We start from the raw sequence: 25,752 nt of genomic DNA, 5'->3' as shown, positions 1-25,752 counted from the left end.
TACAAATCAAAACAGTTTCTTTAATCCTTTTTGCAGCAGTTTATTAACTGGATCGGCAGGTTGGTTTTGCGGCTTGGAACTATTTTGCTCCTCCGCATTACTATCATTATCCTTTTTTTTACCTATACCTAAAGCATCTTTTATAATATTTTCAGGTTTCTTTTCACCACTTTTTAGATCTTTAATGACGCTGCTAAATACATTTTTTACTAAATATGTTTGAAGAGCTTCTATATCTAATTTATGTTGCGGATTATTTATAGAACCATAAAATTTGACCCCTAGAGGAGGAAAATTATTGATAGTGACGCTTGCCCCAACATCTAGCATATATTGTGGTAGGTTAATCTGACCATGAGCATTGGCTTTAGCTGGGCTAGCATCTAAATGACATTCAGTTAGTCGTACCATACCACGCTCTATATTGCCGGTTGCTACTAAATTGGAAAAGGATGTAGTACCGCCACTGAAAGAGTTGTTAATAAGGTTTAGAACTCCTTGAGTGTTTTTGGCATTACTTATTGCATCCACAATGCGGTTTAAATCAAATCCGCTTATTTTTCCATTACTACTATTTACGTTAAATTGTCCGTTAAGGTTATTGACATAAGTATAAACGCTATTACCAGTAGAATTAAGTTCGGTGGTAAAATTTAATCGTCCATCGGTTATTTTTATTTTACCACTTTGTGGAGTTAAGCTTTTAACATAAGCATTTTTTAAATCAATTTTAATCGCTGCATTTTGATCTTTTCCTGAGCTTACATAACCGTTTACGTTAAGATCGCCACCATAAATATTTGCACTAACTGAAGTAATATTTAGCTTACCTCCGGTAATGGCTAATTTTGCTTTGAAATTATTTATTACCAATGAATCATTGGTTAGTTTATCTATATTTGCTGATAGCTGTCCCTCGATTGTATTTAAAAAGCTTAAATCAATAGGACTATTTGACCAAGGAGTGCTACTTTTAGGAGCATTAGCAGACGCTTGACCTGTATTATTTGCAAGAGGATTAGAAGTAGATGTAGGTGCAGGAGCAGGGCTGTCTGAGGTAATTTTTTCTAAGTTAATTAATGGGCTGTATATATTAAGGTTAAAATTAGTTTTTTGAGAAGCTAAATTAACATCGCCCTTAATTGCTATATTAGTATTAAAAGCTGATATTTTATCATTTATATGTAATGTATTTTTAGTTTTTTGCACTTCCCCGTTTAATTGTAAAGCACCAATATGGCTTAAATTATTGACTCCAAGCAAAGCCATAAATGACTCAAAATTATTAATTTTTAAATTATGAATAGCAGATATGTCTTGCTTTAAATTTTTCAGCGTTACATCGCCAGATAAATTACTATTTCCAGCAATTAAATTGATATTATATAAAATTAGGGCTTGTGAATTATAAACTACATTAGAAATAAGAGAAATTTTTTGGTTAGTAATAGGAGGCAATTTATCAGTTTTTATTTTCAGAGCATTAAGTAAAGGTTTTAGATTGTCGGCTGCTATTTTAATATTACCGTTGAAAATACTTGCCTTATCTAAATTAGAGCTAATATCACCAACGATATTACCCAGATTTGCAATAATATTTGCCTTTAAACTACTATGTTCTATATCATAATTTGCATTTGCCAGTAATTCTATATTAGTATAGTTAAGCCTTACATCTTTTAAATTTAGATTTTTGCTATCTGCAATTATAAATGCTGTTAACTCATAATCATTTTGTAAATCACTTGGCAGCCCTAGAGTTTTAGTATTACCTTTAATATTTGCAAGACCTATGAAAGAATTATTTTCACTATCGAGCTTTCCCTCAATTTTAATTTTTTCGTCCGCAATATTGATACTTGCACTTAATGGTATTACTTTTCCAATTTCTTCAATATTACCATCTATATAAATTTTTTGCTCTAGAGCCTCTAATGCTAAAGTAAAATCTATTGGACCTCTAGTACTTTTAACGTTAGTATCTAAATTAATATTGTTAAATATTTTTTCATTACCATTCTCTCTATATATAATTTTACCATCTGATATCTTGAAGTGATTGATAAGAATAGGAAGTTCTAACTCAGTTTTGGCATTAGAAGCTGTAGGTATAGGAGCATCTTGATTTATTTCAGTTTTATTTTTAGGCGTGGAAAAATCCCAATTTTTTTGTCCATTATTTAAAACTTCAAGGTTTATAATCGGCTTTTGTAGCTCTACAGATGCTACTTCAATTGTTCCTCTAAAAAGTGGTAGAAGCTTAAGTGAGGCTTTAGCGTTTTCAACAGATACTAAATAAGGCTCTTTTGTTTTATCTATTGAAGATAATTTAACTTCTGGTAAGGATATTGCAGGATTTGGTAGTAAAGATAATTTTATATCGCCATTAATAGTTAAATCTCTATTTATCGTTTCTTTGACTTTACTTATTATTAACCCTTTATAATTGTTCAAAGGGATAAAGAAAGGAATAATAATTAATAATAATATTATACTGATAAATATAATAAGTGAGTATTTCAAAGGGCACCGTCAAGTTAAGTAAATTAGTGTCACAAAGTACTATATTTTTAGATTTCAGACAGCAAGAAGTCTTTGAGTAGCTTCATCCCAAATGGATTTAGCGGACGCAAATGCAATTCTTTGCTCAGATGCTGTTTTAGTATATCTTCCAACATTTACAGCAAATATATTTCTGACTTTTCCCATCAGTGATAATGTACATTGTGCTGAATTAGGATGCTTAAATTTAATCAGTATCTTCTCTTTTCTCCTAGTTGGCTGATGGGCATTCTCAATCCGATTATTTAGTCTTTTATCGGTACGATGCTTAGTCCTAGGACACATATACCTAACTGGTTTAATGTAGCTTTTTAGCTTATCAGTCACAATAACCCTTGGACATGGATAATTACCCAATAATCTTGATAAAAAGCGAATAGCTGATTTCTTGTTACGACGCTTCTGCAGTAATACTTCTAATTCATGTCCCTCAGAGTCAACAGCTCTCCATAATATGAATACTTCACCTTTGATCTTGATATTCATCTCATCCAAATGCCATTTATCAGTTGGCTTTCGCTCTCTCTTACTAATAACATCTTGAAAATAAACTACAAACTTATAACACCAAAACCTTACAGTCTCATGACTTAATATAATACCTCGATAAGCCATCTGCTCTTGAACACCTCGGTAACTATTATTAAAGCGATGATATAACCATACTGTATGGCTAATAATGCTTGCTGGAAAACGATGTCTATTCGGGGCTTGAGTAATATGCATAGCGGTAAAATCTAGGATAAATTGTTACTGCTATTCTATAAATCATTCCCTGTAATTGCTCAATACTTAATTTATACCTCCCTTAACTTGACGGTGCCGTATGAAGTTCTTTTTCTCCAAAGAGTAATGATCCAAGCACATTTTTGCTATTTCTTCTAAGTATTTATTATTTTTTATAAGATCGTCACTTATTATATTTTGAATCTCGTTAATTTCTGCACATATTCCTAATAATATCAAAAGATTTTTAAGATTTACAGAATTATTAATTTGTTTATGATATGGGCTAGCTTTTTCATCTGACTGACAATTTATTATATCAGATAATAGCCACAAGAATTTATCTTTATAATCTAATGAATATTTTGTTTTGAAATTTAGATATTTACTTAGAGCATCATTAATTTTTGAATTTTCATTTACCCACTGCCTACATTTTTCAGTATCATAAATTTTATCATTGATCAACTCTATGACTTGATTACTTTTTACAAAATTTTCTAATATTTTTTGTTCTTCATTTGTAAATTTTCTTGTATTAACCATTAATGTCCTTATAAAAATAAAAAATGATTTTAAAAGGGCATTATATAGGTTTGTTAATAAAAAGTAACTATTTTGTGATTAGGTTTGTCAAGGTAGTTTAAAACTATGTATGACAAAAATCTAAAAGTACAAATATAAAGAACAAATAAAATATCGAATAAGCAAAAAATCTTTTTGCCTGCTTATTATCAGTATTATCATAAAATAATGATATAGAATAATATAAAAACACTAAACCAAGTACCACAGCAATTACTAAATATATAATATTACTCATACCTATAAAAAAAGGCATAAGAGAAGTCAAAAATAAAAGTACGCTGTAAATTAGAATTTCCTTCTTAGTATATAAAGCTCCTTTTATTACAGGCATCATAGGCACTTTACAGTTTTTATAATCATCGTTACAAAATAAAGCCAAAGCCCAAGAATGAGGCGGCGTCCAAATAAAGATAATTAGGAACAATATAATAGAATCCAAGGACACGCCGCCACTTACAGAAGCATAACCTATTACAGGAGGGAGAGCTCCAGCAGCTCCACCAATAACAATATTTTGGATAGAATTACGCTTTAACCACATAGTATAAATGCAAATATAATAAAAAATAGTAAATAATAATAATAATGCTGATAGGAAATTTACGCATAATGCCATAAAAAATACTGAAAAGAATGCCATTATCAATCCGAATGATAACGCTTCGTCAGCTTCTATAGCACCTCTTATTATCGGTCTTTTTTGTGTACGTTTCATCAAGGCATCAATATCCCTATCATACCACATATTAATCGCTCCAGCACTACCGGCACCTATGGCTATACAAATTAAGGCAATTACATTAATGAAAGGATGCAGAGAATTAGGAGCAAGCCACATTCCAGAAAAGCCAGTAAAGACAACCAACGACATTACGCGTGGTTTCATTAGTAAAATATAGTCTTTAACTGTGCTTTGAGGATAATTAACTTTATCTAAATTTATTGATTTTGTTAAAGAGTTCATATAAAAGTTTTTTTACTAAATATAAAAAGTTTTAAGGTAAAAATCAACGATTGACTTTAATGTAAGAAATGTATATATTTTTTTGTAATTATAATTTAAAAGTTAAGGATATTTTCAGTGACAAAAATCGTACGTTCTAAATATAAAGCTAGTAGAAGACTTGGTGTTAGCTTATGGGGTGATGGTAAAGATGCATTTAATACCCGAAATTATCGCCCAGGTCAACATGGACGCAATACCATGGTTAAAACCTCCGATTATGGGTTACATTTAAAAGCTAAACAAAGAATAAAATGCCATTACGGTCGTATCACTGAAAAGCAATTTAGAAATATCTTTGGATTTGCTCAAAAAATGAAAGGTAATACTGGTGAGAACTTCATCGGATTACTTGAAAGTAGGCTTGACTCTATAGTTTACAGAATGAATATTGCACCAACTATTTTCTCTTCTAGACAATTAATATCACATGGTCATATTAAAGTAAATGGTAAAAAAGCTGATATAGCAAGTATGCGTCTTAAAGAAGGTGATGTTATAGAGATTAAAGAAGCTTCAAGACAAATGGGTATTATCCAAGAATCAGTTTCAAAGCAAGGTCAAACAACACCTGATTATGTATCATTTGATGTAGATTCACTAAGTGGTAAATATCTAAGAGTCCCAACAATTTCCGACGTTAGATATCCTTTCACTCCTGAAGTTCATTTAGTAGTCGAGCTATATTCTCGTTAATATCATGCTTGTTTAACTTAAAAAAACTACAAGTACTGCGGTACGAACTATATTAAGTAACTACCGCCGTTCTTTGTCTTGCGGATTCCTCGCTCTTTTTCAAATTAAACTTTGTCTATCTATTGTTTTTATATCTTTGATGGGGTTGTTGCATAGATCGAAAAACATCTTTTGTGTGTCATCCTATAGTACCGGATAGTTATTAAAAAAATGTTATATTTTATTCAAGTGTAGGTGAACTTGATATGTCATTCCCGCATAGGTGCAGTGGTGTCCGGAGGAAAATTGGAGTATTATTAAAACCGTCATTGCGAGCGGTCGTAGACCGCATGGCAATCCAGAAAAATAGTAAAAAATAACTAATTTTAGCATTTTTTTACTTCCTTGCTTCGCCCGGCACCGTCAAGTTAAGGGAGGTATAAATCATTCCCTGTAATTGCTCAATACTTAATTTATACCTCCCTTAACTTGACGGTACCCCTGTAATTGCTCAATACTTAATTTATACCTCCCTTAACTTGACGGTACCGTTTAAACTGTAATAGCTAATATTTTTTGATTTATATTAAATTATTTTAACTTTTTCTTGACTTACATATTAATATCCTTTAGTAAAGAACCGTATTTTATGGTTTTTAACTTAAATTGGAGAATAAATTATGTATATACCTAAAGTTTTTAAATGTGTTATGCCTGTAGGTTTAACCGAAATTATCAGTAATTTAGATAATAATATGAAATATGCAATTTCTCAAATAGCCAGCAAAACATTTCTGTCTGTTTATACAACAAATGATGATGGAGAATTCAGAGAAGGTTATTCCGCTAATATTTTATCATGTGATTTACCGCAGATTTATGAGGATAGTAAGCAAGAAGTAGCAAGTTTAACAACAGTATTTATGAATTGTGGTGATAGAAATGCAATACATAAAATAGCGGGTCTTATTAATGAAGATGGTCAAAATCATGTTATTTTAATTTTAAATCCAGCTGCAACTGTTTCTCAAAATGATACAGCTACTGTTTTAGACGAACTTTATGAGGTAATGGATACTAGATTATCTTCAAATGGTACTATTTCTTATTTAGGTTTAGAAGATTGTAGCCCTAAAATAGCTAATAATGCACTTCAACAATTTAAAGATTATTTAATAAGCTTGATACCTACCACAACAACGACTACAGAGTCACCTATTGATAAGGGTTGGGATATTAAAAATCATCTTAATATTACTTCAAATGATGCATATGAAGCGGGAAAAAAGTTTCTACATATGTTAGGTATTTCCGTTCCAGACACTACAACTCCTCCTCCTACTACAGAAACTTCTAATGATGATACAAATGATGGTGGCTATACAGCTGCTTATATTGCTGTTGCTACTGTCCTTGCTACACTAGGAGCAGTAGGGTTAGCATACTTAAGATACTATGGAATTAAGCGTGTAATAGATTGGTATAAAGGGAAGAAATCATCAGATAATAAAATACCATTAGAAAAAGTTTTGAATATAAAGCTAGAAGAAGATTTAAATTTTATAAAAAAAATCTTAGAAAGATTAAATATGCAAGAATTAAGCGAAAATAAATATTACTTACAACTAGATGAAGAGACACCAATAGAAGATATAAATTACCCACAATTAATTCTAAAAATAACACAATTCTATAAACAGTTAAGTGTTTTATGTAACTCATTTAATGAAGCTAATACTACACCATACATTAAAGTCGTGCAAAAAGTAAAAGAAATAGAAGGAGTGATAAAATCATTAAAAGCATTAGAAGAAAGCAATGTTAATATTGATGATAATAGTCAACAACATTTGTATATTGGTCATGTAACTGATTTAAATAAAATATTCGCATTTAGTAATATTTATACTCCCTCCAATTTTGATATGCATAGTAGCAATACAAGCAATGAGTTAGAGAAAACTATGACATTCTTAGGAGAAACCAGCGAGACTATATAGCTCCAAGAGTCTATCATATATTTTGTGTAAGTTGTAAAGCAACAGAGAAAGAAATACTGTTAAAATACAACTAGAACAAAGGTAAAAAATATGATAGACTCACATCCTCGATTTCATAGCGTGGGGGCATTGCCCGCGTGGATCATTATCCTCCTGTCATCCCGTGATTTATGAACTAGAGCCAGTTAAAAATACGTTACCGTCAAGTTAAGGGAGGTATAAATTAAGTATTGAGCAATTACAGGGAATGATTTATAGAATAGCAGTAACAATTTATCCTAGATTTTACCGCTATGCATATTACTCAAGCCCCGAATAGACATCGTTTTCCAGCAAGCATTATTAGCCATACAGTATGGTTATATCATCGCTTTAATAATAGTTACCGAGATGTTCAAGAGCAGATGGCTTATCGAGGTATTATATTAAGTCATGAGACTGTAAGGTTTTGGTGTTATAAGTTTGTAGTTTATTTTCAAGATGTTATTAGTAAGAGAGAGCGAAAGCCAACTGATAAATGGCATTTGGATGAGATGAATATCAAGATCAAAGGTGAAGTATTCATATTATGGAGAGCTGTTGACTCTGAGGGACATGAATTAGAAGTATTACTGCAGAAGCGTCGTAACAAGAAATCAGCTATTCGCTTTTTATCAAGATTATTGGGTAATTATCCATGTCCAAGGGTTATTGTGACTGATAAGCTAAAAAGCTACATTAAACCAGTTAGGTATATGTGTCCTAGGACTAAGCATCGTACCGATAAAAGACTAAATAATCGGATTGAGAATGCCCATCAGCCAACTAGGAGAAAAGAGAAGATACTGATTAAATTTAAGCATCCTAATTCAGCACAATGTACATTATCACTGATGGGAAAAGTCAGAAATATATTTGCTGTAAATGTTGGAAGATATACTAAAACAGCATCTGAGCAAAGAATTGCATTTGCGTCCGCTAAATCCATTTGGGATGAAGCTACTCAAAGACTTCTTGCTGTCTGAAATCTAAAAATATAGTACTTTGTGACACTAATTTACTTAACTTGACGGTGCCTCAAATTCCGCAAGCAATGTGTCTTTAAGGCATTACTATTTCTATATTATTTTCCTTATTATTTTTTTATTTATTAGTTTTAATAAATACAGTATGCTTATATATGATATAAGTCTTTTTGGTTATTCGTACAAAAAGCTATTCTCTATATATTTTTTCTAGAGCTAATAATAAAACAGGAGAAAAATAACATGACTTATTGTGATAAATCTAATCAAACTTCCTATCCTTTTGTGCTACCTAATTTACCTTATGACAAAGAAAGTTTTAAACCGCATTTTACTGCTGAAACTTTTGAGTACCATCATGGTAAACACCATAATGCTTACGTGCAGAATTTAAATAATTTGCTAAAAGATAAAGAAGAACTACAAAAAAAGAATTTAGAAGAAATTATAGACTGGTCATCGCAAAATCAAAATATTGCAATTTTTAATAATGCTGCACAGGTTTGGAATCATACATTTTTTTGGCATTCAATAAAGCCGAATGGTGGAGGAAAGCCAAGTGGTAAAATATTAAAGCAAATTAATGACGATTTTGGTAGTTTTGAAAAGTTTTGTGAACAGTTTAAAGCAGAAGCAACGGGGCAGTTCGGTAGTGGCTGGGCTTGGCTTGTATATCATAATAACAGATTACAGATTGTAAAAACTGCAAATGCTGGTACGCCTATAGCAAATGGTATGCAACCGCTTCTTGCATGTGATATTTGGGAGCATGCTTATTATATTGATTATCGTAATAAACGTCCTGATTACGTTGACATTTTTATTAAGCATATGATCAATTGGGAATTTGTAGAAAATAATTTAACTAAATAAATATAAATTATGGCAGAAATAGAAAACTTTAAAAAAAATCGAAATTTTATTAAACCTATTGTTGATTTAAAAGAAGCTCAAGAAGAGCAAGTCAAATATAAATATATAGATGATCTAAAAGAAGTTCAAGAAACTCCAATTAGAAATATAGAAGATTCTAAAGAAGCTCTTATAGAATATGTAGCTTTTAGTGGTGGTGGGGCTAAAGGGGCTATATATTCAGGTGCTTATGCTGCACTAAAAAAAGCTGATCTTTTAGATAATGTAAAAGCTGTTGCAGGCTCATCAGCCGGTGCTATAACTGCAGCAATAGTGGCATTTGGTACACCAGCTGAGCGATTTGAAGAAATATCTAAAACTACTAATTTACAAGATTTACTAGGACAAAAAGGGTTTTCTGCTGGCGTTTTGCAATTAAATAAAGATGGTAAACCTTTATATAATTTACTTGATAAAACTATAAAAGATAATGTAGGCGATTTTTTACAAAGACCAGATATTGTAAATGTCCAAGATGATAAAGATTTAGATAGGTTAAGAGAAAGGCATAAAAGCGGCGGTAAAATATATTTTAGGGATTTAGCATTACTTCGAAAATATGATCCTGTTAACTATAAAGATTTAGTGGTTACGGCTGTTGAGAAAGATGCAGGTGTGCTAACTATTTTTAGTAGCCTTGATACGCCTGATGTTGAAGTTGCTTTAGCATGCCGTGCTTCTGCTTCTATCCCACTTATTTTTGAGCTGGTAGAAATTAATGGCAAAAAATATGTTGATGGTGGTTATTTGGATAATGTACCGACAAAATATTTTAAAGATAATGAGCCGGAATTTGATATAAAAGAAATAACGAATGATACAGATGAGATTATATTAGCTAAAAAGCAAGGGAGAACTCTTTCTATGGCTTTTGGTGTTGGTATGGAAGCGGATGCAAATATTGCGATATGTAGTGCTAAAGAATTTAAAAGTCCAGGTGAAATTGTAAAATTTTTAGCTGACGTATTATTTAAAATGATTGCAAAAATAGGTGGAAAATTTAAATATACCGACACTCTAAAAGAAACAAATGAGCAGCTACGTGAAAATGCTTTAAATACTGTTGTTTTAGATACCCAAGGGATTGATACTCTTGATTTTAAAGATGCCCAAAAATATGCTAACTATCTACATATTAAAGGATATTGCCAAACTATGGAATATGCTAATAATCATGGGCTTGCTAAAGAAAAAGATAAAACGCTTGAACATCAGAAATTTCTATTAAATGTTTATGAAGTTTATGACAACAAGAATTTAAATAAAACCTTTGGAACCAAATTATTAGAAATGTTTATTCCGTCAAAGGAAAATAATGATTCTAAATGGCAACAAGGAGTTGTTGAAAACCATGATGATAAAGCAAAAATACTATTATCATTTTGTAATGTTAATGCTTTAACTAAAGAAAATTTACAACCACTTCTTACAGAATATGTAATAGCAGCTGCAACTAGTCGTAATGGTACATTAAAAGACAATACAAATTCAGTAAAAGCTTTATTCCATGTATTGAATGATCCGAGTACTTCTAATGAAGTAAAAGAAAGTTTTATAGAGGTGTTTGCTATAGATAAAAGCAAAGATACAAGATTTAATAAAACTAAAACTTATGATGGAAATATTGCTAAGTTCAAATTTACTAAAGATGATTTAGAGTCGTTTATAACTAAAAATAAAAGCAATGCAATAAAGGTTCAAAATAAATATGCTCCACCTAAGCATAGGCAGCATGGGTAAACGTATTGCTATTTATCTTTTTCTAAGATATTAATAGGGTCATCAAACTCTTTTAAATTTAAAGCTTTATTATCAGAGCTTATAGTAGAACCACATCCAGATATTTTATTAACTTGACGGTGCTCATGAGACTGTAAGGTTTTGGTGTTATAAGTTTGTAGTTTATTTTCAAGATGTTATTAGTAAGAGAGAGCGAAAGCCAACTGATAAATGGCATTTGGATGAGATGAATATCAAGATCAAGATCAAAGGTGAAGTATTCATATTATGGAGAGCTGTTGACTCTGAGGGACATGAATTAGAAGTATTACTGCAGAAGCGTCGTAACAAGAAATCAGCTATTCGCTTTTTATCAAGATTATTGGGTAATTATCCATGTCCAAGGGTTATTGTGACTGATAAGCTAAAAAGCTACATTAAACCAGTTAGGTATATGTGTCCTAGGACTAAGCATCGTACCGATAAAAGACTAAATAATCGGATTGAGAATGCCCATCAGCCAACTAGGAGAAAAGAGAAGATACTGATTAAATTTAAGCATCCTAATTCAGCACAATGTACATTATCACTGATGGGAAAAGTCAGAAATATATTTGCTGTAAATGTTGGAAGATATACTAAAACAGCATCTGAGCAAAGAATTGCATTTGCGTCCGCTAAATCCATTTGGGATGAAGCTACTCAAAGACTTCTTGCTGTCTGAAATCTAAAAATATAGTACTTTGTGACACTAATTTACTTAACTTGACGGTGCCCCTTGACGGTGCCGATTTAAGAAAGGCTGAAAAGCCTTAAAGTAACTGGTGGAGCCAGGGGGAATCGAACCCCCGACCTTTTGAATGCCATTCAAACACTCTACCAACTGAGCTATGACCCCAATAAAAAGATAATTGTTTATACTCTAATAATAATACTAAATCTATAAGTTTTTTAGGCACCGTCAAGTTAAGTAAATTAGTGTCACAAAGTACTATATTTTTAGATTTCAGACAGCAAGAAGTCTTTGAGTAGCTTCATCCCAAATGGATTTAGCGGAGGCAAATGCAATTCTTTGCTCAGATGCTGTTTTAGTATATCTTCCAACATTTACAGCAAATATATTTCTGACTTTTCCCATCAGTGATAATGTACATTGGCACCGTCAAGTTAAGGGAGGTATAAATTAAGTATTGAGCAATTACAGGGAATGATTTATAGAATAGCAGTAACAAGTTATCCTAGATTTTACCGCTATGCATATTACTCAAGCCCCGAATAGAAATCGTTTTCCAGCAAGCATTATTAGCCATACAGTATGGTTATATCATCGCTTTAATAATAGTTACCGAGATGTTCAAGAGCAGATGGCTTATCGAGGTATTATATTAAGTCATGAGACTGTAAGGTTTTGGTGTTATAAGTTTGTAGTTTATTTTCAAGATGTTATTAGTAAGAGAGAGCGAAAGCCAACTGATAAATGGCATTTGGATGAGATGAATATCAAGATCAAAGGTGAAGTATTCATATTATGGAGAGCTGTTGACTCTGAGGGACATGAATTAGAAGTATTACTGCAGAAGCGTCGTAACAAGAAATCAGCTATTCGCTTTTTATCAAGATTATTGGGTAATTATCCATGTCCAAGGGTTATTGTGACTGATAAGCTAAAAAGCTACATTAAACCAGTTAGGTATATGTGTCCTAGGACTAAGCATCGTACCGATAAAAGACTAAATAATCGGATTGAGAATGCCCATCAGCCAACTAGGAGAAAAGAGAAGATACTGATTAAATTTAAGCATCCTAATTCAGCACAATGTACATTATCACTGATGGGAAAAGTCAGAAATATATTTGCTGTAAATGTTGGAAGATATACTAAAACAGCATCTGAGCAAAGAATTGCATTTGCGTCCGCTAAATCCATTTGGGATGAAGCTACTCAAAGACTTCTTGCTGTCTGAAATCTAAAAATATAGTACTTTGTGACACTAATTTACTTAACTTGACGGTGCCACTGAGACCTATTGCAATACGACGTTGCTTTAAGCGTTCACTTGCGAATTTATCTATGTGTTTTATTGTATTCATAATTAATAATAGGCTTAATATTAAAAATTGGTTATCACAAAGTATATTCAACTTTGAATATATATTATACACATAGCACGCATTTAATCAAGCAACTTTATTAAAAATTTAATACAATTAAACTAATCCCTTGAGTTAATAAGCTTTTTATCTAATAAATAGTTAACCAAAAATATAAAAAATATGATTAGTAGAATAGTAATATTTCCAAATTTCGAAAAAATTGTAGAAGAATTTAGTTTTTTAGGAATTAAACCATCAATATAATTTGTTTCGTTTAAATCTAATTTTTTCATTACCCTACCAACAGGGTCTATTATTGCAGAAATACCATTATTTGCTACTCTAACCATCGGTAAACCATTTTCTACAGCTCTACTTCTGCTAATATGGAAATGTTGATATGGTCCGCTAGATTTTCCATACCATGCATCATTTGTAACGTTAATTATTACATCGGCTGTTTCATTATTCGTTCGGACAAAATCAGGGAAAATAGATTCGTAGCAAATCAAAGGTTTTATTTTTAGGTCATATTTATCAAGATAAACAAGCCCGCCATTTCCTTCAGTATAATCAATAAAACCATGAGTTAGCTTTTTAAAAGGTAGTATTTTTTTAAATGGCATATATTCACCAAAAGGCACTAGATGGGATTTATGATATTCAAATAATTTATTGCCGTTCTTTTCAAGAGCATACATAGCAGTATAGAGTTCAAAATGCTCTCCCCGTTTTTTATTATCGGATATCCCACCTGTAATTAAAGTAGCATCTACCGAATTTAGCAGCCCTAGCAACTCTGATTTAACTGCCGGTATGTCATAAGGTACTACTAAAGCCGCTTCCGACCAAATAACTAAGTCAACAGGTTGTGGATTTTCTGATAAATTAATATGCAACATTAAATTATGCCAAAATTCTTCCTCATTCCATTTATCGGTTTGAGGGATTGATGGTTGCACTAAATGGACTTTTATATCAGTAAAATTTGTAGGATAATTATATAGCCTTACACTGCCATAAGTAATTATCACGGCTAGGGTTATGCTTGAAGTCAGTAATAAAACTTTTAGCTGATCAAATTGTTTAGTAAAAAACGGATAACAAGAAGTGGAAATATAGATTACTATAAAACTAAGCCCATATATTCCAATTATATTTAAAGGTTGGATTAAAATATCTGAGAATGAAAAAGCATAACCTATTAAATTCCAAGGAAGACCGGTAAATATCCACGATCTTACCCACTCAAATAACACCCAATATAAGCAAAATATAAAATGATAATATTTGTTATTTCTAACAAAAAAACTAAACACACAACTTGCAGATATGAAAAAAGCTAAAATTACAGGTAATCCAAATAATGCGAAAGGAATAGCCCACCAGAAATCTGATATATAAACGCTAACGCCGATGCTAATCCAATATATGCCACTTAAAAAATGCCCAAAACCGAATATATATCCAAGCTTTGCTGCCTCTTGCCAGTCTTTAGATTTTTGTACTAAATAACACAGATAAGATAAGGTTAATAATGCAGGTAATAGAAAAGTCGGAGCAAAAACCAAGCCGCTTAATAGACCTAATAATAAACAGCTAATCTTCGGTTTATACATTTTTTTATCAAAATTATTTTATTTACAAAATAATACATCATGCTATCATCCAGACAAGTTATATTTTGGTATTAGGTACGTGGATAAGTTTTTCCTGTCACCCGTGGCTTGTCCAGTGTTTTTGTATCACTCATATGTCATTCCCGCGAAAGCGGGAATCCAGAAATAATAAGCGTAAATACAGCAAACTTCTAAAACTAAAAGCTCTATTTATCTCGCTTTATGCTGGATTCCCGCCTACGCGGGAATGACATAGAATACAAGGCTAATTCATGCAAGCAATGCCATCTCATTTTATATTTATTTAGGAGCGTGTTTAATGACTACAGGATTATTACAGGGGAAAAGAGGTATAATTACTGGTATTGCAAATAATATGTCTATATCATGGGCGATAGCACAGCTCGCACGCAAACATGGTGCTGAACTTTGCTTTACTTATCAATCAGAAATCTTAGAAAAAAGAGTTAAACCTCTTGCTGAGGAAGTTGGTTGTAATTTTGTTAGCGAGCTTGATGTTACAAATCCAGAATCAATTACTAATTTATTTGCTGAAGTAAAAGAAAAATGGGGAAGTTTTGACTTCTTACTGCATGGCATGGCTTTTTCCGATAGAAATGAACTTAAAGGACGTTATATAGATACTAGCCTTGGCAATTTCAATAATAGTTTGCATATATCATGCTACTCTTTAGTTGAGCTTGCAAGAGAAGCTGAAAAGTTGATGAATGATGGCGGTAGTATAGTAACATTAAGCTATTACGGTGCTGAGAAAGTTATACCAAATTACAACGTTATGGGTGTAGCTAAGGCGGCATTAGAGGCGAGTGTTAGATATTTAGCAAATGATATGGGTGAAAATAATATCCGTGTAAATGCTATTTCAGCAGGTCCTATTAAAACTCTTTCAGGTAGCGTTATTGGTGATTTTAATAACATGCTTAGATCTCATGCAGCAACTGCTCCGCTAAGACGTAATACTCTTCAGCAAGACGTAGCAGGAGCGGCGGTATATTTATTTAGCCAACTTGCATCCGGAGTTACAGGCGAAATTCATTATGTAGATTGCGGCTATAATGTTATGGGTAGCAATAAGATAGTGGGTTAGTTGCCACTCCATGGTGGCGTGGATTAAGAATTGTCATTGCGAGGATAAGTTTTGTACGTGTGCAATCTCAGGATGTTTGATGAGATTGCTACATCGTTTTGTTCCTCGCAATAACGTTTTTTGGCTCACATGGAATAAGAAAGAACTACTCTATAGCTTTTTCGATATTAACTATTATTGCAGGGGATTTATTAATTTCTTGTTTAAGAGTTTTTCGTATCGTAGATTTTATTTTTTCTTCTATCTGTTCCTTAGATAAAGCTTTTTTAGCTTGGCTCTGCTGAGTTTTAATAAGCTCTGCGATGTCATTTTTAATTATATTAATCAATTGCATATCTTCATTTGCGTCAAGTAAACCTGGCATAGATAATATGGGTTTTGCGGCAAGCAAGCCTTTTTGATCAATTACAATCGAGGCTATTACTATACCAGACTCACGCATACGTCTTCTAGCTTTAAAAATAGGTGATTCTACAGGGAGCAAATAGTTACCATCAACAGCCAAATAACCGCTTTCAACTTTTGCAATCACTTTAGCATTATTAGGTTCAAGTATCACCACGCTACCATTCTCAACTTCCACTGCATTAGGTATGCCGTTTTTCTTAGCAAGTTTAACATGCTCATGAATATGTACTGGCTCACCATGTACAGGTATACAAATATTTGGTCTAATTAAAGAATACATTTTTTGTAGCTCATCAACAGAAGGATGACCTGATACATGCACGAAATGGTCTCGTTCGGTAATAACTTCCACACCACTTTTAACGAATATATTAAACAGCCTAAATATTTTCTTTTCATTACCAGGAATAATTTTTGAAGAAAAGATCATGGTGTCTTTAGGAGCAAGCTTTATTGACTGGTGAGAGTTAGAGGCTAGTTTTGCAGTAGCAGCTAGCGGCTCACCTTGACAACCAGTAGCGATTATTAATAGTTCTTCTCTTCTGAATCTACTAACATCACGTTCACTAATTAAAGGTGCAATATCTTTAAAATAACCGCTTTCTTCGGCTGCAAGTTTAATTCGGTGCAAGCTTCTACCAGTTAGGGCTACTTTCCTACCTGCAAGTTGAGCAGCGTGAATTATGGTATCAAGACGGGCTAGATTAGAAGCAAAAGTTGAAACTACTACCATTTGCGGGCAGCCAGCTATAATATCTATTAAACTTTTTCTAACATCACCCTCAGAGCCGGAACTTCCTTTATTAAAGACGTTGGTAGAATCGCAAACGAGAGCAAGCACTCCCTCGTCCCCATAAGACTTTAAAAGCTCTTCATCGGCTTTTTTGCCTAGCACTGGATCGTTATCAAATTTCCAATCTCCTGTATGTAAAATATTACCAGCTTCCGTGCGGATCATAATTGCTTGCATCTCAGGTGCTGAGTGAGTTAATGGTACCATTTCCAGCGAAAAAGGAGATAAATCTATTTTACCTCCTGGTTTTACTTCATGAATTTTAATATTTTTAGCAAAATCATATTCGCTTAAACGAATTTTTAAAAAATTTGCTGTGAAAGTAGTAGTATAAATAGGACATTTAAGACTATTCCATAAATATTGTACTCCGCCCAAATGATCTTCATGAGCATGAGTTATGATCATTCCGACTATATCTTTTTTATGTTTTTCAATGAAACTGCTATCTGCAATCATCATATCAACGCCTGGTAAATAATCATCAGCAAAACCGCTACCACAATCAATAATTAGCCATTTACCTTTATAATGATACAGATTAAAATTCATACCTATTTCATTAGAACCACCAAGAGGTATAAATAGTAAATCATTTTTATGATTTTTGATATTGAATGATGACATATTAATTTCTATAATTATTATACTTATATATTATTTATTGTATATCTTATAACTTATTATTGCTTAAGCGTCTATCTTTAAAAAAGAAATTCACAATGAATATGAATAAAATAGCATTAGTTTATAACCAAAATTCTAAATCTTCAACTAGTATAGAGGAAATAAAAAAACTTCATACTTATTGTAACGTGCAAGATGCAGATGTGATTATGGTAGCTGGTGGGGATGGGGAATTATTGCATAATATCCATCGTTATATGCATTTAAACATACCTTTTTATGGTGTTAATTTAGGCAGTCTCGGCTTTCTGATGAATCCTTTGGATATTAAACATATAATACAAAATATTCAAGAAAGCACCGCTTCTATTCTTAATCCTCTTTTAATGCAGGCTGAAACTGTAGATGGTCAAATACATAAAGCTCTTGCGATTAATGAAGTATCAATATTCCGTAAAACTAATCAAGCAGCTAAATTTAGAATTGAAGTAAACGGCGTAGAGCGAATGAGTGAGCTAGTAGCAGATGGAGCTTTAGTTGCAACACCAGCAGGGAGCAGTGCCTATAATTTATCTGCTGGTGGTCATATTCTCCCTCTAGAGTCGAATATGCTATGCCTAACCCCTATATGTTCATTTAGACCGCGTAGATGGCATGGGGCATTATTGCCGTCTTCAGCTTCCATTAAATTTGAAATACTTAATACAAATAAAAGACCAGTAAACGCCACTGCTGATTTTCAAGAATTCAATAATATAAAATCAGTTACTATTAAATCAACTAACGATAAATCTATCAAACTGCTCTTTAATAAGAATTATACTTTGGAAGATCGTATTATTAAAGAACAGTTCGGTGGATAGACTCATTTTATTTGAAAAATTAGCGTCGTCGCTTCTCATGAGTCTATCATATATTGTTGTGAGGCTTTAACTTATAAGATTTATGGGCACCGTCAAGTTAAGGGAGGTATAAATTAAGTATTGAGCAATTACAGGGAATGATTTATAGAATAGCAGTAACAATTTATCCTAGATTTTACCGCTATGCATATTACTCAAGCCCCGAATAGACATCGTTTTCCAGCAAGCATTATTAGCCATACAGTATGGTTATATCATCGCTTTAATAATAGTTACCGAGATGTTCAAGAGCAGATGGCTTATCGAGGTATTATATTAAGTCATGAGACTGTAAGGTTTTGGTGTTATAAGTTTGTAGTTTATTTTCAAGATGTTATTAGTAAGAGAGAGCGAAAGCCAACTGATAAATGGCATTTGGATGAGATGAATATCAAGATCAAAGGTGAAGTATTCATATTATGGAGAGCTGTTGACTCTGAGGGACATGAATTAGAAGTATTACTGAAGAAGCGTCGTAACAAGAAATCAGCTATTCGCTTTTTATCAAGATTATTGGGTAATTATCCATGTCCAAGGGTTATTGTGACTGATAAGCTAAAAAGCTACATTAAACCAGTTAGGTATATGTGTCCTAGGACTAAGCATCGTACCGATAAAAGACTAAATAATCGGATTGAGAATGCCCATCAGCCAACTAGGAGAAAAGAGAAGATACTGATTAAATTTAAGCATCCTAATTCAGCACAATGTACATTATCACTGATGGGAAAAGTCAGAAATATATTTGCTGTAAATGTTGGAAGATATACTAAAACAGCATCTGAGCAAAGAATTGCATTTGCGTCCGCTAAATCCATTTGGGATGAAGCTACTCAAAGACTTCTTGCTGTCTGAAATCTAAAAATATAGTACTTTGTGACACTAATTTACTTAACTTGACGGTGCCCACCAAAACCTTACAGTCTCATGACTTAATATAATACCTCGATAAGCCATCTGCTCTTGAACATCTCGGTAACTATTATTAAAGCGATGATATAACCATACTGTATGGCTAATAATGCTTGCTGGAAAACGATGTCTATTCGGGGCTTGAGTAATATGCATAGCGGTAAAATCTAGGATAAATTGTTACTGCTATTCTATAAATCATTCCCTGTAATTGCTCAATACTTAATTTATACCTCCCTTAACTTGACGGTGCCATGGTGGTTAGCAAATCGTACTACTTACTTCCACCATTCAAATCATTCGCAATTAATCACAAATATACTAAATATTAAATTCATTATACATATTTGTATATTTTCCTATAATATCTTTAGCTAATTCAGCTATATTAGCATTAATTTACTATCCGATGATAGATAAACTAAAAATAATAATCATCTGAAAGTCAAAAAATCATGCATAAATTCTTATTAACTTTAAAATTAATGCGGGCAGATAAGCCGGTAGCTTATTTGCTAGTCTTCTTCCCTGCCTTATTTGGTTTACTGCTTGCCAATCCATCTAGAGCAGATTTAATATATTTACTACCAATATTTATCCTAGGCAGCATCACAACAAGAAGTAGCGGATGTATTATCAATGATATATTTGACCGAAAATTCGATAAGCATGTTGCACGAACTAAAAACCGCCCTCTAGCTAGAGGTATTTTGTCTATAAAATATGCTATTGCCATACTTTTTATTCTTGGTGTAATCTCGCTTTTTATTTTGCTAGCTTTGAATAAGACAGCCATATATATAGGTTTTTTCGCAGTGATGATGATTAGTATATATCCGCTGATGAAGCGTGTTACCTACCTCCCGCAAGTTTTTTTAGGTTTTACATTTAATTTAGGAACGCTAATAGCCTATGCGGCAGTTCAAAATAAGCTGGATATAGCAGCAATTACGATGTATTTAGCCTGCTGTTTATGGACGATAGGGTATGATACGATATATGGATTTATGGATATAAAGGACGATAAGAAAATAGGAGTGAAATCCTTAAGTATTTATCTAGAAAATAAAGCATATAAATTTTGGCTTTATATATTTTACGTTGGATTTATTTTATTATTTATTTCAGCTGCCGGCTATAATCTAGACTACCTACCTATCCTCGGTGCTTCAACCTTATTAATATTACAAATAGCAACTTTAGACATTCATAATCCGGCTAATTGCATGACAAGATTTAAAGCAAATCATTATACCGGATTGCTATTAAGTTTAAGTTTCTGTTAAATATATTGCTAATTTGTATATGAACCATACAGCACATTCCATATCTAAAGTGGCACCGTCAAGTTAAGGGAGGTATAAATTAAGTATTAAGCAATTACAGGGAATGATTTATAGAATAGCAGTAACAATTTATCCTAGATTTTACCGCTATGCATATTACTCAAGCCCCGAATAGACATCGTTTTCCAGCAAGCATTATTAGCCATACAGTATGGTTATATCATCGCTTTAATAATAGTTACCGAGATGTTCAAGAGCAGATGGCTTATCGAGGTATTATATTAAGTCATGAGACTGTAAGGTTTTGGTGTTATAAGTTTGTAGTTTATTTTCAAGATGTTATTAGTAAGAGAGAGCGAAAGCCAACTGATAAATGGCATTTGGATGAGATGAATATCAAGATCAAAGGTGAAGTATTCATATTATGGAGAGCTGTTGACTCTGAGGGACATGAATTAGAAGTATTACTGAAGAAGCGTCGTAACAAGAAATCAGCTATTCGCTTTTTATCAAGATTATTGGGTAATTATCCATGTCCAAGGGTTATTGTGACTGATAAGCTAAAAAGCTACATTAAACCAGTTAGGTATATGTGTCCTAGGACTAAGCATCGTACCGATAAAAGACTAAATAATCGGATTGAGAATGCCCATCAGCCAACTAGGAGAAAAGAGAAGATACTGATTAAATTTAAGCATCCTAATTCAGCACAATGTACATTATCACTGATGGGAAAAGTCAGAAATATATTTGCTGTAAATGTTGGAAGATATACTAAAACAGCATCTGAGCAAAGAATTGCATTTGCGTCCGCTAAATCCATTTGGGATGAAGCTACTCAAAGACTTCTTGCTGTCTGAAATCTAAAAATATAGTACTTTGTGACACTAATTTACTTAACTTGACGGTGCCGATAAACTTTCTGTACTTGATATTAAAGCACAAAGTGAAAGCGGTAAAATATTTAACGTTGAAATACAAATAACGGATGAAGCGGATTATGATCAAAGAGCCTTATATTATTGGGCAAAAATGTATACGCAACAATTAAAAGAGGGAGATGATTACTCAAAGTTAAATAAAACGATAGGTATTCATATTCTTAATTTTACAAGTATTACGGACACAGATAAATATCATAATGTTTTTAATTTACATGAAAAAGACACCGGCAGAAAATATTTTTCTGATATAGAATTACATACGATAGAGCTTAATAAGTTTGCCAAGGGTGCTAAAGAAGACATATCGGATATAGTAGAAAAAGTTAAAAATGCTTTAGATATGTGGTTAGCTTTTTTAACACGTCATGATTTGCTTAATAAGGATAATCTTCCTAAAGAGCTAGATAATAAAGATTTAAAAAAAGCGTTAACAGTACTTGAGATAATAAACTTTACTAAAGAAGAAAGAGAAGAGTATGAAGACCGCTTAAAGTGGCTTAGAATTGAAACTAATACTCTTAAAAAAGCTGAGGCTAGAGGTGAAGCTAGAAGAAATATTGAGATAGCAAAGAACTTATTACTTGATAATGTAGATATAAATACAATAATGAGAGCTACAGGGTTAATTATAGAGGAAATTGAAAAACTAAAAACAGAAATTGAGGACCTTAAGAAATAATTTAGAACTTTTAAACAAAATGAAAAAAATTTACTTCATAGCAGGTGAGGCATCAGGGGATTTTGCTGGTGGTCGGATAATTCGGAATCTAAAAGATGATAAAGAATTAAAAATTATCGGAATAGGTGGGCGAAATATGGAAGAAGCTGGCAATTTTGAAAGCCTATTTCCAATATCTGAAATAAATTTGATGGGCTTTTTTGAAGTAATACCTCATATTTTTAGGATAAAAAAATTAATCAATAAAACAGTCGAAGATATAATAGATAATAAACCTGATATATTAATTACCATTGATTCGCCAGGGTTTACTTACCGCGTGGCAGCTAAGGTAAGAGAGCGTTTGCCAGAACTTAAGATGATTCATATTGTTGTACCATCAGTTTGGGCTTATAAAGAGGGCAGGGCAGCAAAATATGCAAAAATCTATAATTGTTTATTTGCTCTACTACCTTTTGAACCACCATATTTTACTAAAGTTGGGCTTGATTGTAGGTATATAGGTCATCCAATAATGGAGCAGGAGTTTTATAGTGATAAGGCAGCTTTAAGACAAGAGCTTGAAATAGATGAGGATACAAAAGTTTTATGCGTTACTCTTGGAAGTAGAAAAGGGGAAATCTTAAGGCATCTACCAATTTTTATCCCTGCTATTGAAAAAATTTATGATGATCATAAAAACCTTATGGTGATATTTCCGCTTGCAAATCCTGATCATGAAAGAATAATAAAGCCTTTTTTAGAAAAGGTTAGGTTTAATTATATATTCTCATATGAAAGATTGAAAAGCTATGCTGTTTCTGACTTAGCATTAGCCAAATCGGGTACTAATACTTTAGAGATAGCAGCGTCTGGTACCCCTATGATTGTAGCATACAAAGTTAATGTTTTTAGTTTTATTATTATTAGGTTATTAATAAAAATCAAATATGTTACTTTGATTAATATAATAGGGAATAGAGAAATAATTCCAGAATTTATTCAATTTAATTGTGAAGCTAATCTTATTAGTGGTAAATTAAAAGAGTTATTGTTAAATCCTCAGAAAATTGATAAGCAAATAACGGAAAGTCACAAGATTTTACAGGAGTTAGGTTTTAAATCAAATATATATCCGTCTTATTTAGCTACAAAAATTATTAGACAAGAATTCTTAAAATAAATTTGTTAAAAGAGAAAGATTTTTGCTTGAACCGCTCCAAAGCATTTTTTGCGTCATGAAAAACATTAATACTAATATAACAATAAAATATATTTCTATACTTTTTTGCATAGTATTAATCTGTTTCATTAAAGCTTTTAAATCATGCGAAATTTTCTTTTGTTCTTCAATAGTGTCAGAACGCATTGTCATTAAGAAGCCTGAAATGCTTCCTAATTTATTATGCAAAGATTTTAGCTTATCGCTTTCGTTATTTTTTGGATCGTTGTCTTGATCTTGTGTCATACTATATAATGCCTATTATTAAGATCAGTATATATACCTTTTATACTTCAAGATTTGGTAAGCCAAATTTCGAGGTTCGCCTGTGTTTACGTACTTTTGTACTGCTTGTACAGGCTCACTACTTATTTGACTTCCATCTTTTGAAGTATCTACAGTATACCTTTGATATTTCAAAGGTTGGTAAGCTAAATTTGGGGGTTCATAATTTCTAAAATGGAGTGATATTTACTATATTCTTTTAATATAATCCAAATATTTCAGTGCTAAATTTTAAAACTCTTGATCTATTTTACAAGCAGTATATAATTATTAGCAAATATATGATCTTAACCAAACTTTAAGTTATTTCTACTACATGTTATTTTAAATGTCAAGAAAAAACCATATTTCATGGTAATATTATTATTTTCTAAGTTTTATAAAAAATGTTAAAAAATATACTAAAAATCAAGTTTTTTTTAGCCACATTATCTTTAATTATATTTATTACCATATTAAACTTCGGTGTATTTTATATTTTTGTACCGGGTAATTTAGCTCAAACTAAAACAATAATTATTGAGCCTAAATTATCTATAAACCAAATAGTTACAAAACTTTACTCTAATAAAGTAATAAAATATCCAGAAGTTTTTAAGATAATTGCTAAAATTTACTCCATAAAAAATCCTCTTAAAAGTGGTGAATATATTTTCACGCATAATATTTCGCCTCTGCAAACTTTAAGAGTTTTAGCAAGCGGCAAGTCTATAATACATAAAATAATAGTGCCTGAGGGTACTGTAGTTCAGGAAGTTGTAAAAAAAATTAACGAAGAAACACGTTTAGTAGGTGAGATAAAGGGAGTTATACCGGAAGGATTTCTAATGCCATCAACTTATTTTTTCTCATATGGTGATCAAAAAGAGCGAATAATCAATCAGATGAGAAATCTAATGTCTAATAACTTAGATAAAGTGATGATAGATCTCTCGCCTAATTCTCCATTAAAAACTAGACTTGATATATTAACGCTTGCTTCTATAGTAGAAAAAGAAGCGGGTTCTGATGCAGAGAAGCCTATTATTGCCGCAGTATTTCTTAATCGTTTAAAGAAGAATATGAAGCTGCAAGCTGATCCTACTACTATATATGCTTTAACGGAAGGGAAATTTAAGCTAGCAAGAGCTTTAACTAAAAAAGATTTATTGCAAGAATTGCCGTATAATACTTATTATATTAAAGGATTGCCGCCAGGACCAATTTCCTGTCCCTCATTAAAATCTCTAGAAGCAGTTGTAAAACCTGCTAAAACAGATGCATTATTTTTTGTAGTTGATGGAAAAGGTGGGCATTATTTTTCTAATAACCTTAATGATCATAATAGATTTGTTGAGATGTATAGGAAGAGTTTAGTAAAAACCCCTATAATTGACCCTGAAAAACCAAAAGAAAATTATGAATAATAGTGAATTTAGTAAAATAGCTGAAACAGTAATTGCACATATAGCAGACAGGATTGAAGAACAAAATCAAGATATAGATGTAGATTTGCAAAGCGATATATTAAGTATTGATACAACTGACGGTATATATGTAATAAATAAACAAAGTGCAGCTAAGGAAATTTGGTTATCATCTCCTGTTAGCGGACCTTACCATTTTTTCTATGAGCAAGGGAAATGGAAAAATAGAGCAGGGCTAGAGCTAATGAGTATTTTAACTGACGAGCTTGGAATTGCTTTTTAAAGAGTTAACTAGATTT

Annotated in this window: 25 protein-coding genes, 1 tRNA gene and 2 pseudogenes; 18 read left to right on the top strand and 10 right to left on the bottom strand. The window is 32.0% G+C overall.

Annotation, left to right across the window (positions count from 1 at the left end; genetic code table 11):
• Window positions 1-6: 6 nt before the first annotated feature.
• Both BA173_RS01525 and BA173_RS01520 read right to left on the bottom strand, forming a co-directional pair.
• Entirely contained in the window at window positions 7-2,523 is a 2,517-nt protein-coding gene (locus BA173_RS01525) for an AsmA family protein (RefSeq protein WP_016948199.1), read from the bottom strand.
• A gap of 54 nt (window positions 2,524-2,577) precedes the next feature.
• Window positions 2,578-3,288 (bottom strand): IS6 family transposase, encoded by a 711-nt coding sequence (locus BA173_RS01520; RefSeq protein ID WP_095568257.1) that lies wholly within the window; start codon window positions 3,286-3,288, stop codon window positions 2,578-2,580.
• A 21-nt stretch (window positions 3,289-3,309) separates the two neighbouring features.
• Between BA173_RS01520 and BA173_RS07640 the strand changes: the two genes are divergently transcribed.
• The gene (locus BA173_RS07640) at window positions 3,310-3,447 is read left to right on the top strand and encodes a hypothetical protein (RefSeq protein WP_157738039.1); all 138 of its coding nucleotides are present in this window, start codon (window positions 3,310-3,312) and stop codon (window positions 3,445-3,447) included.
• A gap of 490 nt (window positions 3,448-3,937) precedes the next feature.
• On the opposite strand, the gene cyoE is transcribed toward BA173_RS07640, so the two are convergent.
• On the bottom strand, window positions 3,938-4,840 hold the full coding sequence (gene cyoE / locus BA173_RS01510; protein ID WP_016948201.1) for a heme o synthase: 903 nt from the start codon (window positions 4,838-4,840) through the stop codon (window positions 3,938-3,940).
• A 117-nt stretch (window positions 4,841-4,957) separates the two neighbouring features.
• On the opposite strand from cyoE, the gene rpsD reads away from it, so the two are divergent.
• The 6 genes and pseudogenes from rpsD to BA173_RS01475 all read left to right on the top strand — a co-directional run.
• A complete protein-coding gene (gene rpsD, locus BA173_RS01505) occupies window positions 4,958-5,575 on the top strand; it encodes a 30S ribosomal protein S4 (protein WP_011477507.1) in 618 nt (205 codons plus the stop codon).
• Window positions 5,576-6,309: 734 nt separating this feature from the next.
• Window positions 6,310-7,554 (top strand): DUF5460 family protein, encoded by a 1,245-nt coding sequence (locus tag BA173_RS08335; protein ID WP_232505957.1) that lies wholly within the window; start codon window positions 6,310-6,312, stop codon window positions 7,552-7,554.
• A gap of 293 nt (window positions 7,555-7,847) precedes the next feature.
• Window positions 7,848-8,558 (top strand): IS6 family transposase, encoded by a 711-nt coding sequence (locus BA173_RS01490; RefSeq protein ID WP_095568243.1) that lies wholly within the window; start codon window positions 7,848-7,850, stop codon window positions 8,556-8,558.
• Between the two features lie 243 nt (window positions 8,559-8,801).
• Window positions 8,802-9,431 carry a superoxide dismutase gene (locus tag BA173_RS01485; protein WP_068042113.1) on the top strand — a complete coding sequence of 210 codons (630 nt, stop codon included), beginning with the start codon at window positions 8,802-8,804 and terminating at the stop codon, window positions 9,429-9,431.
• 9 nt (window positions 9,432-9,440) lie between these two features.
• Window positions 9,441-11,210, top strand: coding sequence for a patatin-like phospholipase family protein (locus BA173_RS01480; protein ID WP_068042111.1), 1,770 nt, complete (start codon window positions 9,441-9,443; stop codon window positions 11,208-11,210).
• 133 nt (window positions 11,211-11,343) lie between these two features.
• Window positions 11,344-11,913 (top strand): annotated as a pseudogene (locus BA173_RS01475) (IS6 family transposase); the annotation flags it as partial.
• A gap of 98 nt (window positions 11,914-12,011) precedes the next feature.
• Here the strand turns inward: BA173_RS01475 and BA173_RS01470 are convergent.
• The 3 genes from BA173_RS01470 to BA173_RS07635 all read right to left on the bottom strand — a co-directional run bounded on the left by BA173_RS01470 (window position 12,012) and on the right by BA173_RS07635 (window position 12,421).
• Window positions 12,012-12,087, bottom strand: a tRNA-Ala gene (locus tag BA173_RS01470).
• A 108-nt stretch (window positions 12,088-12,195) separates the two neighbouring features.
• Entirely contained in the window at window positions 12,196-12,327 is a 132-nt protein-coding gene (locus BA173_RS08780; protein ID WP_257789538.1) for a hypothetical protein, read from the bottom strand.
• Window positions 12,278-12,421 (bottom strand): hypothetical protein, encoded by a 144-nt coding sequence (locus tag BA173_RS07635; protein WP_157738037.1) that lies wholly within the window; start codon window positions 12,419-12,421, stop codon window positions 12,278-12,280. The genes BA173_RS08780 and BA173_RS07635 overlap by 50 nt, the downstream gene beginning before the upstream one ends.
• 21 nt (window positions 12,422-12,442) lie before the next feature.
• Here BA173_RS07635 and BA173_RS01460 point away from each other — a divergent pair, with 21 nt between their 5' ends.
• Window positions 12,443-13,153 (top strand): IS6 family transposase, encoded by a 711-nt coding sequence (locus BA173_RS01460; RefSeq protein ID WP_095568255.1) that lies wholly within the window; start codon window positions 12,443-12,445, stop codon window positions 13,151-13,153.
• A gap of 249 nt (window positions 13,154-13,402) precedes the next feature.
• On the opposite strand, the gene lnt is transcribed toward BA173_RS01460, so the two are convergent.
• Window positions 13,403-14,902, bottom strand: a complete 1,500-nt coding sequence (lnt, locus tag BA173_RS01450; RefSeq protein WP_068041913.1) for an apolipoprotein N-acyltransferase — start codon at window positions 14,900-14,902, stop codon at window positions 13,403-13,405.
• A 319-nt stretch (window positions 14,903-15,221) separates the two neighbouring features.
• Between lnt and fabI the strand changes: the two genes are divergently transcribed.
• Complete coding sequence (gene fabI, locus BA173_RS01445; protein ID WP_016948019.1) at window positions 15,222-16,010, top strand: enoyl-ACP reductase FabI; 789 nt, start codon at window positions 15,222-15,224, stop codon at window positions 16,008-16,010.
• A gap of 145 nt (window positions 16,011-16,155) precedes the next feature.
• On the opposite strand, the gene BA173_RS01440 is transcribed toward fabI, so the two are convergent.
• Window positions 16,156-17,838 (bottom strand): ribonuclease J, encoded by a 1,683-nt coding sequence (locus BA173_RS01440; RefSeq protein ID WP_016948018.1) that lies wholly within the window; start codon window positions 17,836-17,838, stop codon window positions 16,156-16,158.
• Between the two features lie 95 nt (window positions 17,839-17,933).
• Here BA173_RS01440 and BA173_RS01435 point away from each other — a divergent pair, with 95 nt between their 5' ends.
• A complete protein-coding gene (locus BA173_RS01435) occupies window positions 17,934-18,701 on the top strand; it encodes an NAD kinase (protein ID WP_068041909.1) in 768 nt (255 codons plus the stop codon).
• A 183-nt stretch (window positions 18,702-18,884) separates the two neighbouring features.
• Window positions 18,885-19,595 (top strand): IS6 family transposase, encoded by a 711-nt coding sequence (locus BA173_RS01430; protein ID WP_095568253.1) that lies wholly within the window; start codon window positions 18,885-18,887, stop codon window positions 19,593-19,595.
• Window positions 19,596-19,631: 36 nt separating this feature from the next.
• Here BA173_RS01430 and BA173_RS07630 read toward each other — a convergent pair whose 3' ends face one another.
• Window positions 19,632-19,808: a hypothetical protein gene (locus tag BA173_RS07630; protein WP_157738035.1), complete on the bottom strand. Its 177-nt coding sequence runs from the start codon at window positions 19,806-19,808 to the stop codon at window positions 19,632-19,634.
• A gap of 21 nt (window positions 19,809-19,829) precedes the next feature.
• Between BA173_RS07630 and BA173_RS07625 the strand changes: the two genes are divergently transcribed.
• From BA173_RS07625 to lpxB, 5 genes and pseudogenes are all read left to right on the top strand, one after another.
• Window positions 19,830-20,030, top strand: a complete 201-nt coding sequence (locus BA173_RS07625) for a hypothetical protein (protein ID WP_157738033.1) — start codon at window positions 19,830-19,832, stop codon at window positions 20,028-20,030.
• Between the two features lie 77 nt (window positions 20,031-20,107).
• Window positions 20,108-20,938: a 4-hydroxybenzoate octaprenyltransferase gene (gene ubiA, locus BA173_RS01425; protein WP_095568254.1), complete on the top strand. Its 831-nt coding sequence runs from the start codon at window positions 20,108-20,110 to the stop codon at window positions 20,936-20,938.
• Between the two features lie 149 nt (window positions 20,939-21,087).
• A complete protein-coding gene (locus tag BA173_RS01420) occupies window positions 21,088-21,798 on the top strand; it encodes an IS6 family transposase (protein ID WP_095568253.1) in 711 nt (236 codons plus the stop codon).
• Window positions 21,799-21,859: 61 nt separating this feature from the next.
• Window positions 21,860-22,561: pseudogene (locus BA173_RS01415) on the top strand (Rpn family recombination-promoting nuclease/putative transposase); the annotation flags it as partial.
• A 19-nt stretch (window positions 22,562-22,580) separates the two neighbouring features.
• Complete coding sequence (lpxB, locus tag BA173_RS01410; protein WP_083198488.1) at window positions 22,581-23,723, top strand: lipid-A-disaccharide synthase; 1,143 nt, start codon at window positions 22,581-22,583, stop codon at window positions 23,721-23,723.
• Here the strand turns inward: lpxB and BA173_RS01405 are convergent.
• Entirely contained in the window at window positions 23,715-24,008 is a 294-nt protein-coding gene (locus BA173_RS01405) for a hypothetical protein (protein ID WP_011477479.1), read from the bottom strand. The two genes, lpxB and BA173_RS01405, sit on opposite strands and share 9 nt — an antisense overlap.
• 425 nt (window positions 24,009-24,433) lie before the next feature.
• Here BA173_RS01405 and mltG point away from each other — a divergent pair, with 425 nt between their 5' ends.
• Together mltG and cyaY are read left to right on the top strand one after the other, a co-directional pair.
• Window positions 24,434-25,453: an endolytic transglycosylase MltG gene (gene mltG, locus BA173_RS01400; protein ID WP_068042018.1), complete on the top strand. Its 1,020-nt coding sequence runs from the start codon at window positions 24,434-24,436 to the stop codon at window positions 25,451-25,453.
• Window positions 25,446-25,736, top strand: a complete 291-nt coding sequence (cyaY, locus tag BA173_RS01395) for an iron donor protein CyaY (RefSeq protein ID WP_068042020.1) — start codon at window positions 25,446-25,448, stop codon at window positions 25,734-25,736. The genes mltG and cyaY overlap by 8 nt, the downstream gene beginning before the upstream one ends.
• The last annotated feature ends 16 nt before the right edge of the window (window positions 25,737-25,752 follow it).

It is taken from the genome of Rickettsia sp. MEAM1 (Bemisia tabaci), from assembly GCF_002285905.1.
Lineage (GTDB): Bacteria > Pseudomonadota > Alphaproteobacteria > Rickettsiales > Rickettsiaceae > Rickettsia.
Note: the sequence above shows the minus strand (reverse complement) of the source record. Positions and strands in the feature narration are given on the sequence as shown.

Coding starts and splice junctions, on each gene's coding strand:
- BA173_RS01520 (WP_095568257.1), bottom strand. CDS start 3,288: ATGCATATTACTCAAGCCCCGAATAGACATCGTTTTCCAGCAAGCATT.
- cyoE (WP_016948201.1), bottom strand. CDS start 4,840: ATGAACTCTTTAACAAAATCAATAAATTTAGATAAAGTTAATTATCCT.
- BA173_RS08335 (WP_232505957.1), top strand. CDS start 6,310: ATGAAATATGCAATTTCTCAAATAGCCAGCAAAACATTTCTGTCTGTT.
- BA173_RS01490 (WP_095568243.1), top strand. CDS start 7,848: ATGCATATTACTCAAGCCCCGAATAGACATCGTTTTCCAGCAAGCATT.
- BA173_RS01485 (WP_068042113.1), top strand. CDS start 8,802: ATGACTTATTGTGATAAATCTAATCAAACTTCCTATCCTTTTGTGCTA.
- BA173_RS01480 (WP_068042111.1), top strand. CDS start 9,441: ATGGCAGAAATAGAAAACTTTAAAAAAAATCGAAATTTTATTAAACCT.
- BA173_RS08780 (WP_257789538.1), bottom strand. CDS start 12,327: ATGGGAAAAGTCAGAAATATATTTGCTGTAAATGTTGGAAGATATACT.
- BA173_RS01460 (WP_095568255.1), top strand. CDS start 12,443: ATGCATATTACTCAAGCCCCGAATAGAAATCGTTTTCCAGCAAGCATT.
- lnt (WP_068041913.1), bottom strand. CDS start 14,902: ATGTATAAACCGAAGATTAGCTGTTTATTATTAGGTCTATTAAGCGGC.
- fabI (WP_016948019.1), top strand. CDS start 15,222: ATGACTACAGGATTATTACAGGGGAAAAGAGGTATAATTACTGGTATT.
- BA173_RS01440 (WP_016948018.1), bottom strand. CDS start 17,838: ATGTCATCATTCAATATCAAAAATCATAAAAATGATTTACTATTTATA.
- BA173_RS01435 (WP_068041909.1), top strand. CDS start 17,934: ATGAATATGAATAAAATAGCATTAGTTTATAACCAAAATTCTAAATCT.
- BA173_RS01430 (WP_095568253.1), top strand. CDS start 18,885: ATGCATATTACTCAAGCCCCGAATAGACATCGTTTTCCAGCAAGCATT.
- BA173_RS07630 (WP_157738035.1), bottom strand. CDS start 19,808: ATGCATATTACTCAAGCCCCGAATAGACATCGTTTTCCAGCAAGCATT.
- ubiA (WP_095568254.1), top strand. CDS start 20,108: ATGCATAAATTCTTATTAACTTTAAAATTAATGCGGGCAGATAAGCCG.
- BA173_RS01420 (WP_095568253.1), top strand. CDS start 21,088: ATGCATATTACTCAAGCCCCGAATAGACATCGTTTTCCAGCAAGCATT.
- lpxB (WP_083198488.1), top strand. CDS start 22,581: ATGAAAAAAATTTACTTCATAGCAGGTGAGGCATCAGGGGATTTTGCT.
- BA173_RS01405 (WP_011477479.1), bottom strand. CDS start 24,008: ATGACACAAGATCAAGACAACGATCCAAAAAATAACGAAAGCGATAAG.
- mltG (WP_068042018.1), top strand. CDS start 24,434: ATGTTAAAAAATATACTAAAAATCAAGTTTTTTTTAGCCACATTATCT.
- cyaY (WP_068042020.1), top strand. CDS start 25,446: ATGAATAATAGTGAATTTAGTAAAATAGCTGAAACAGTAATTGCACAT.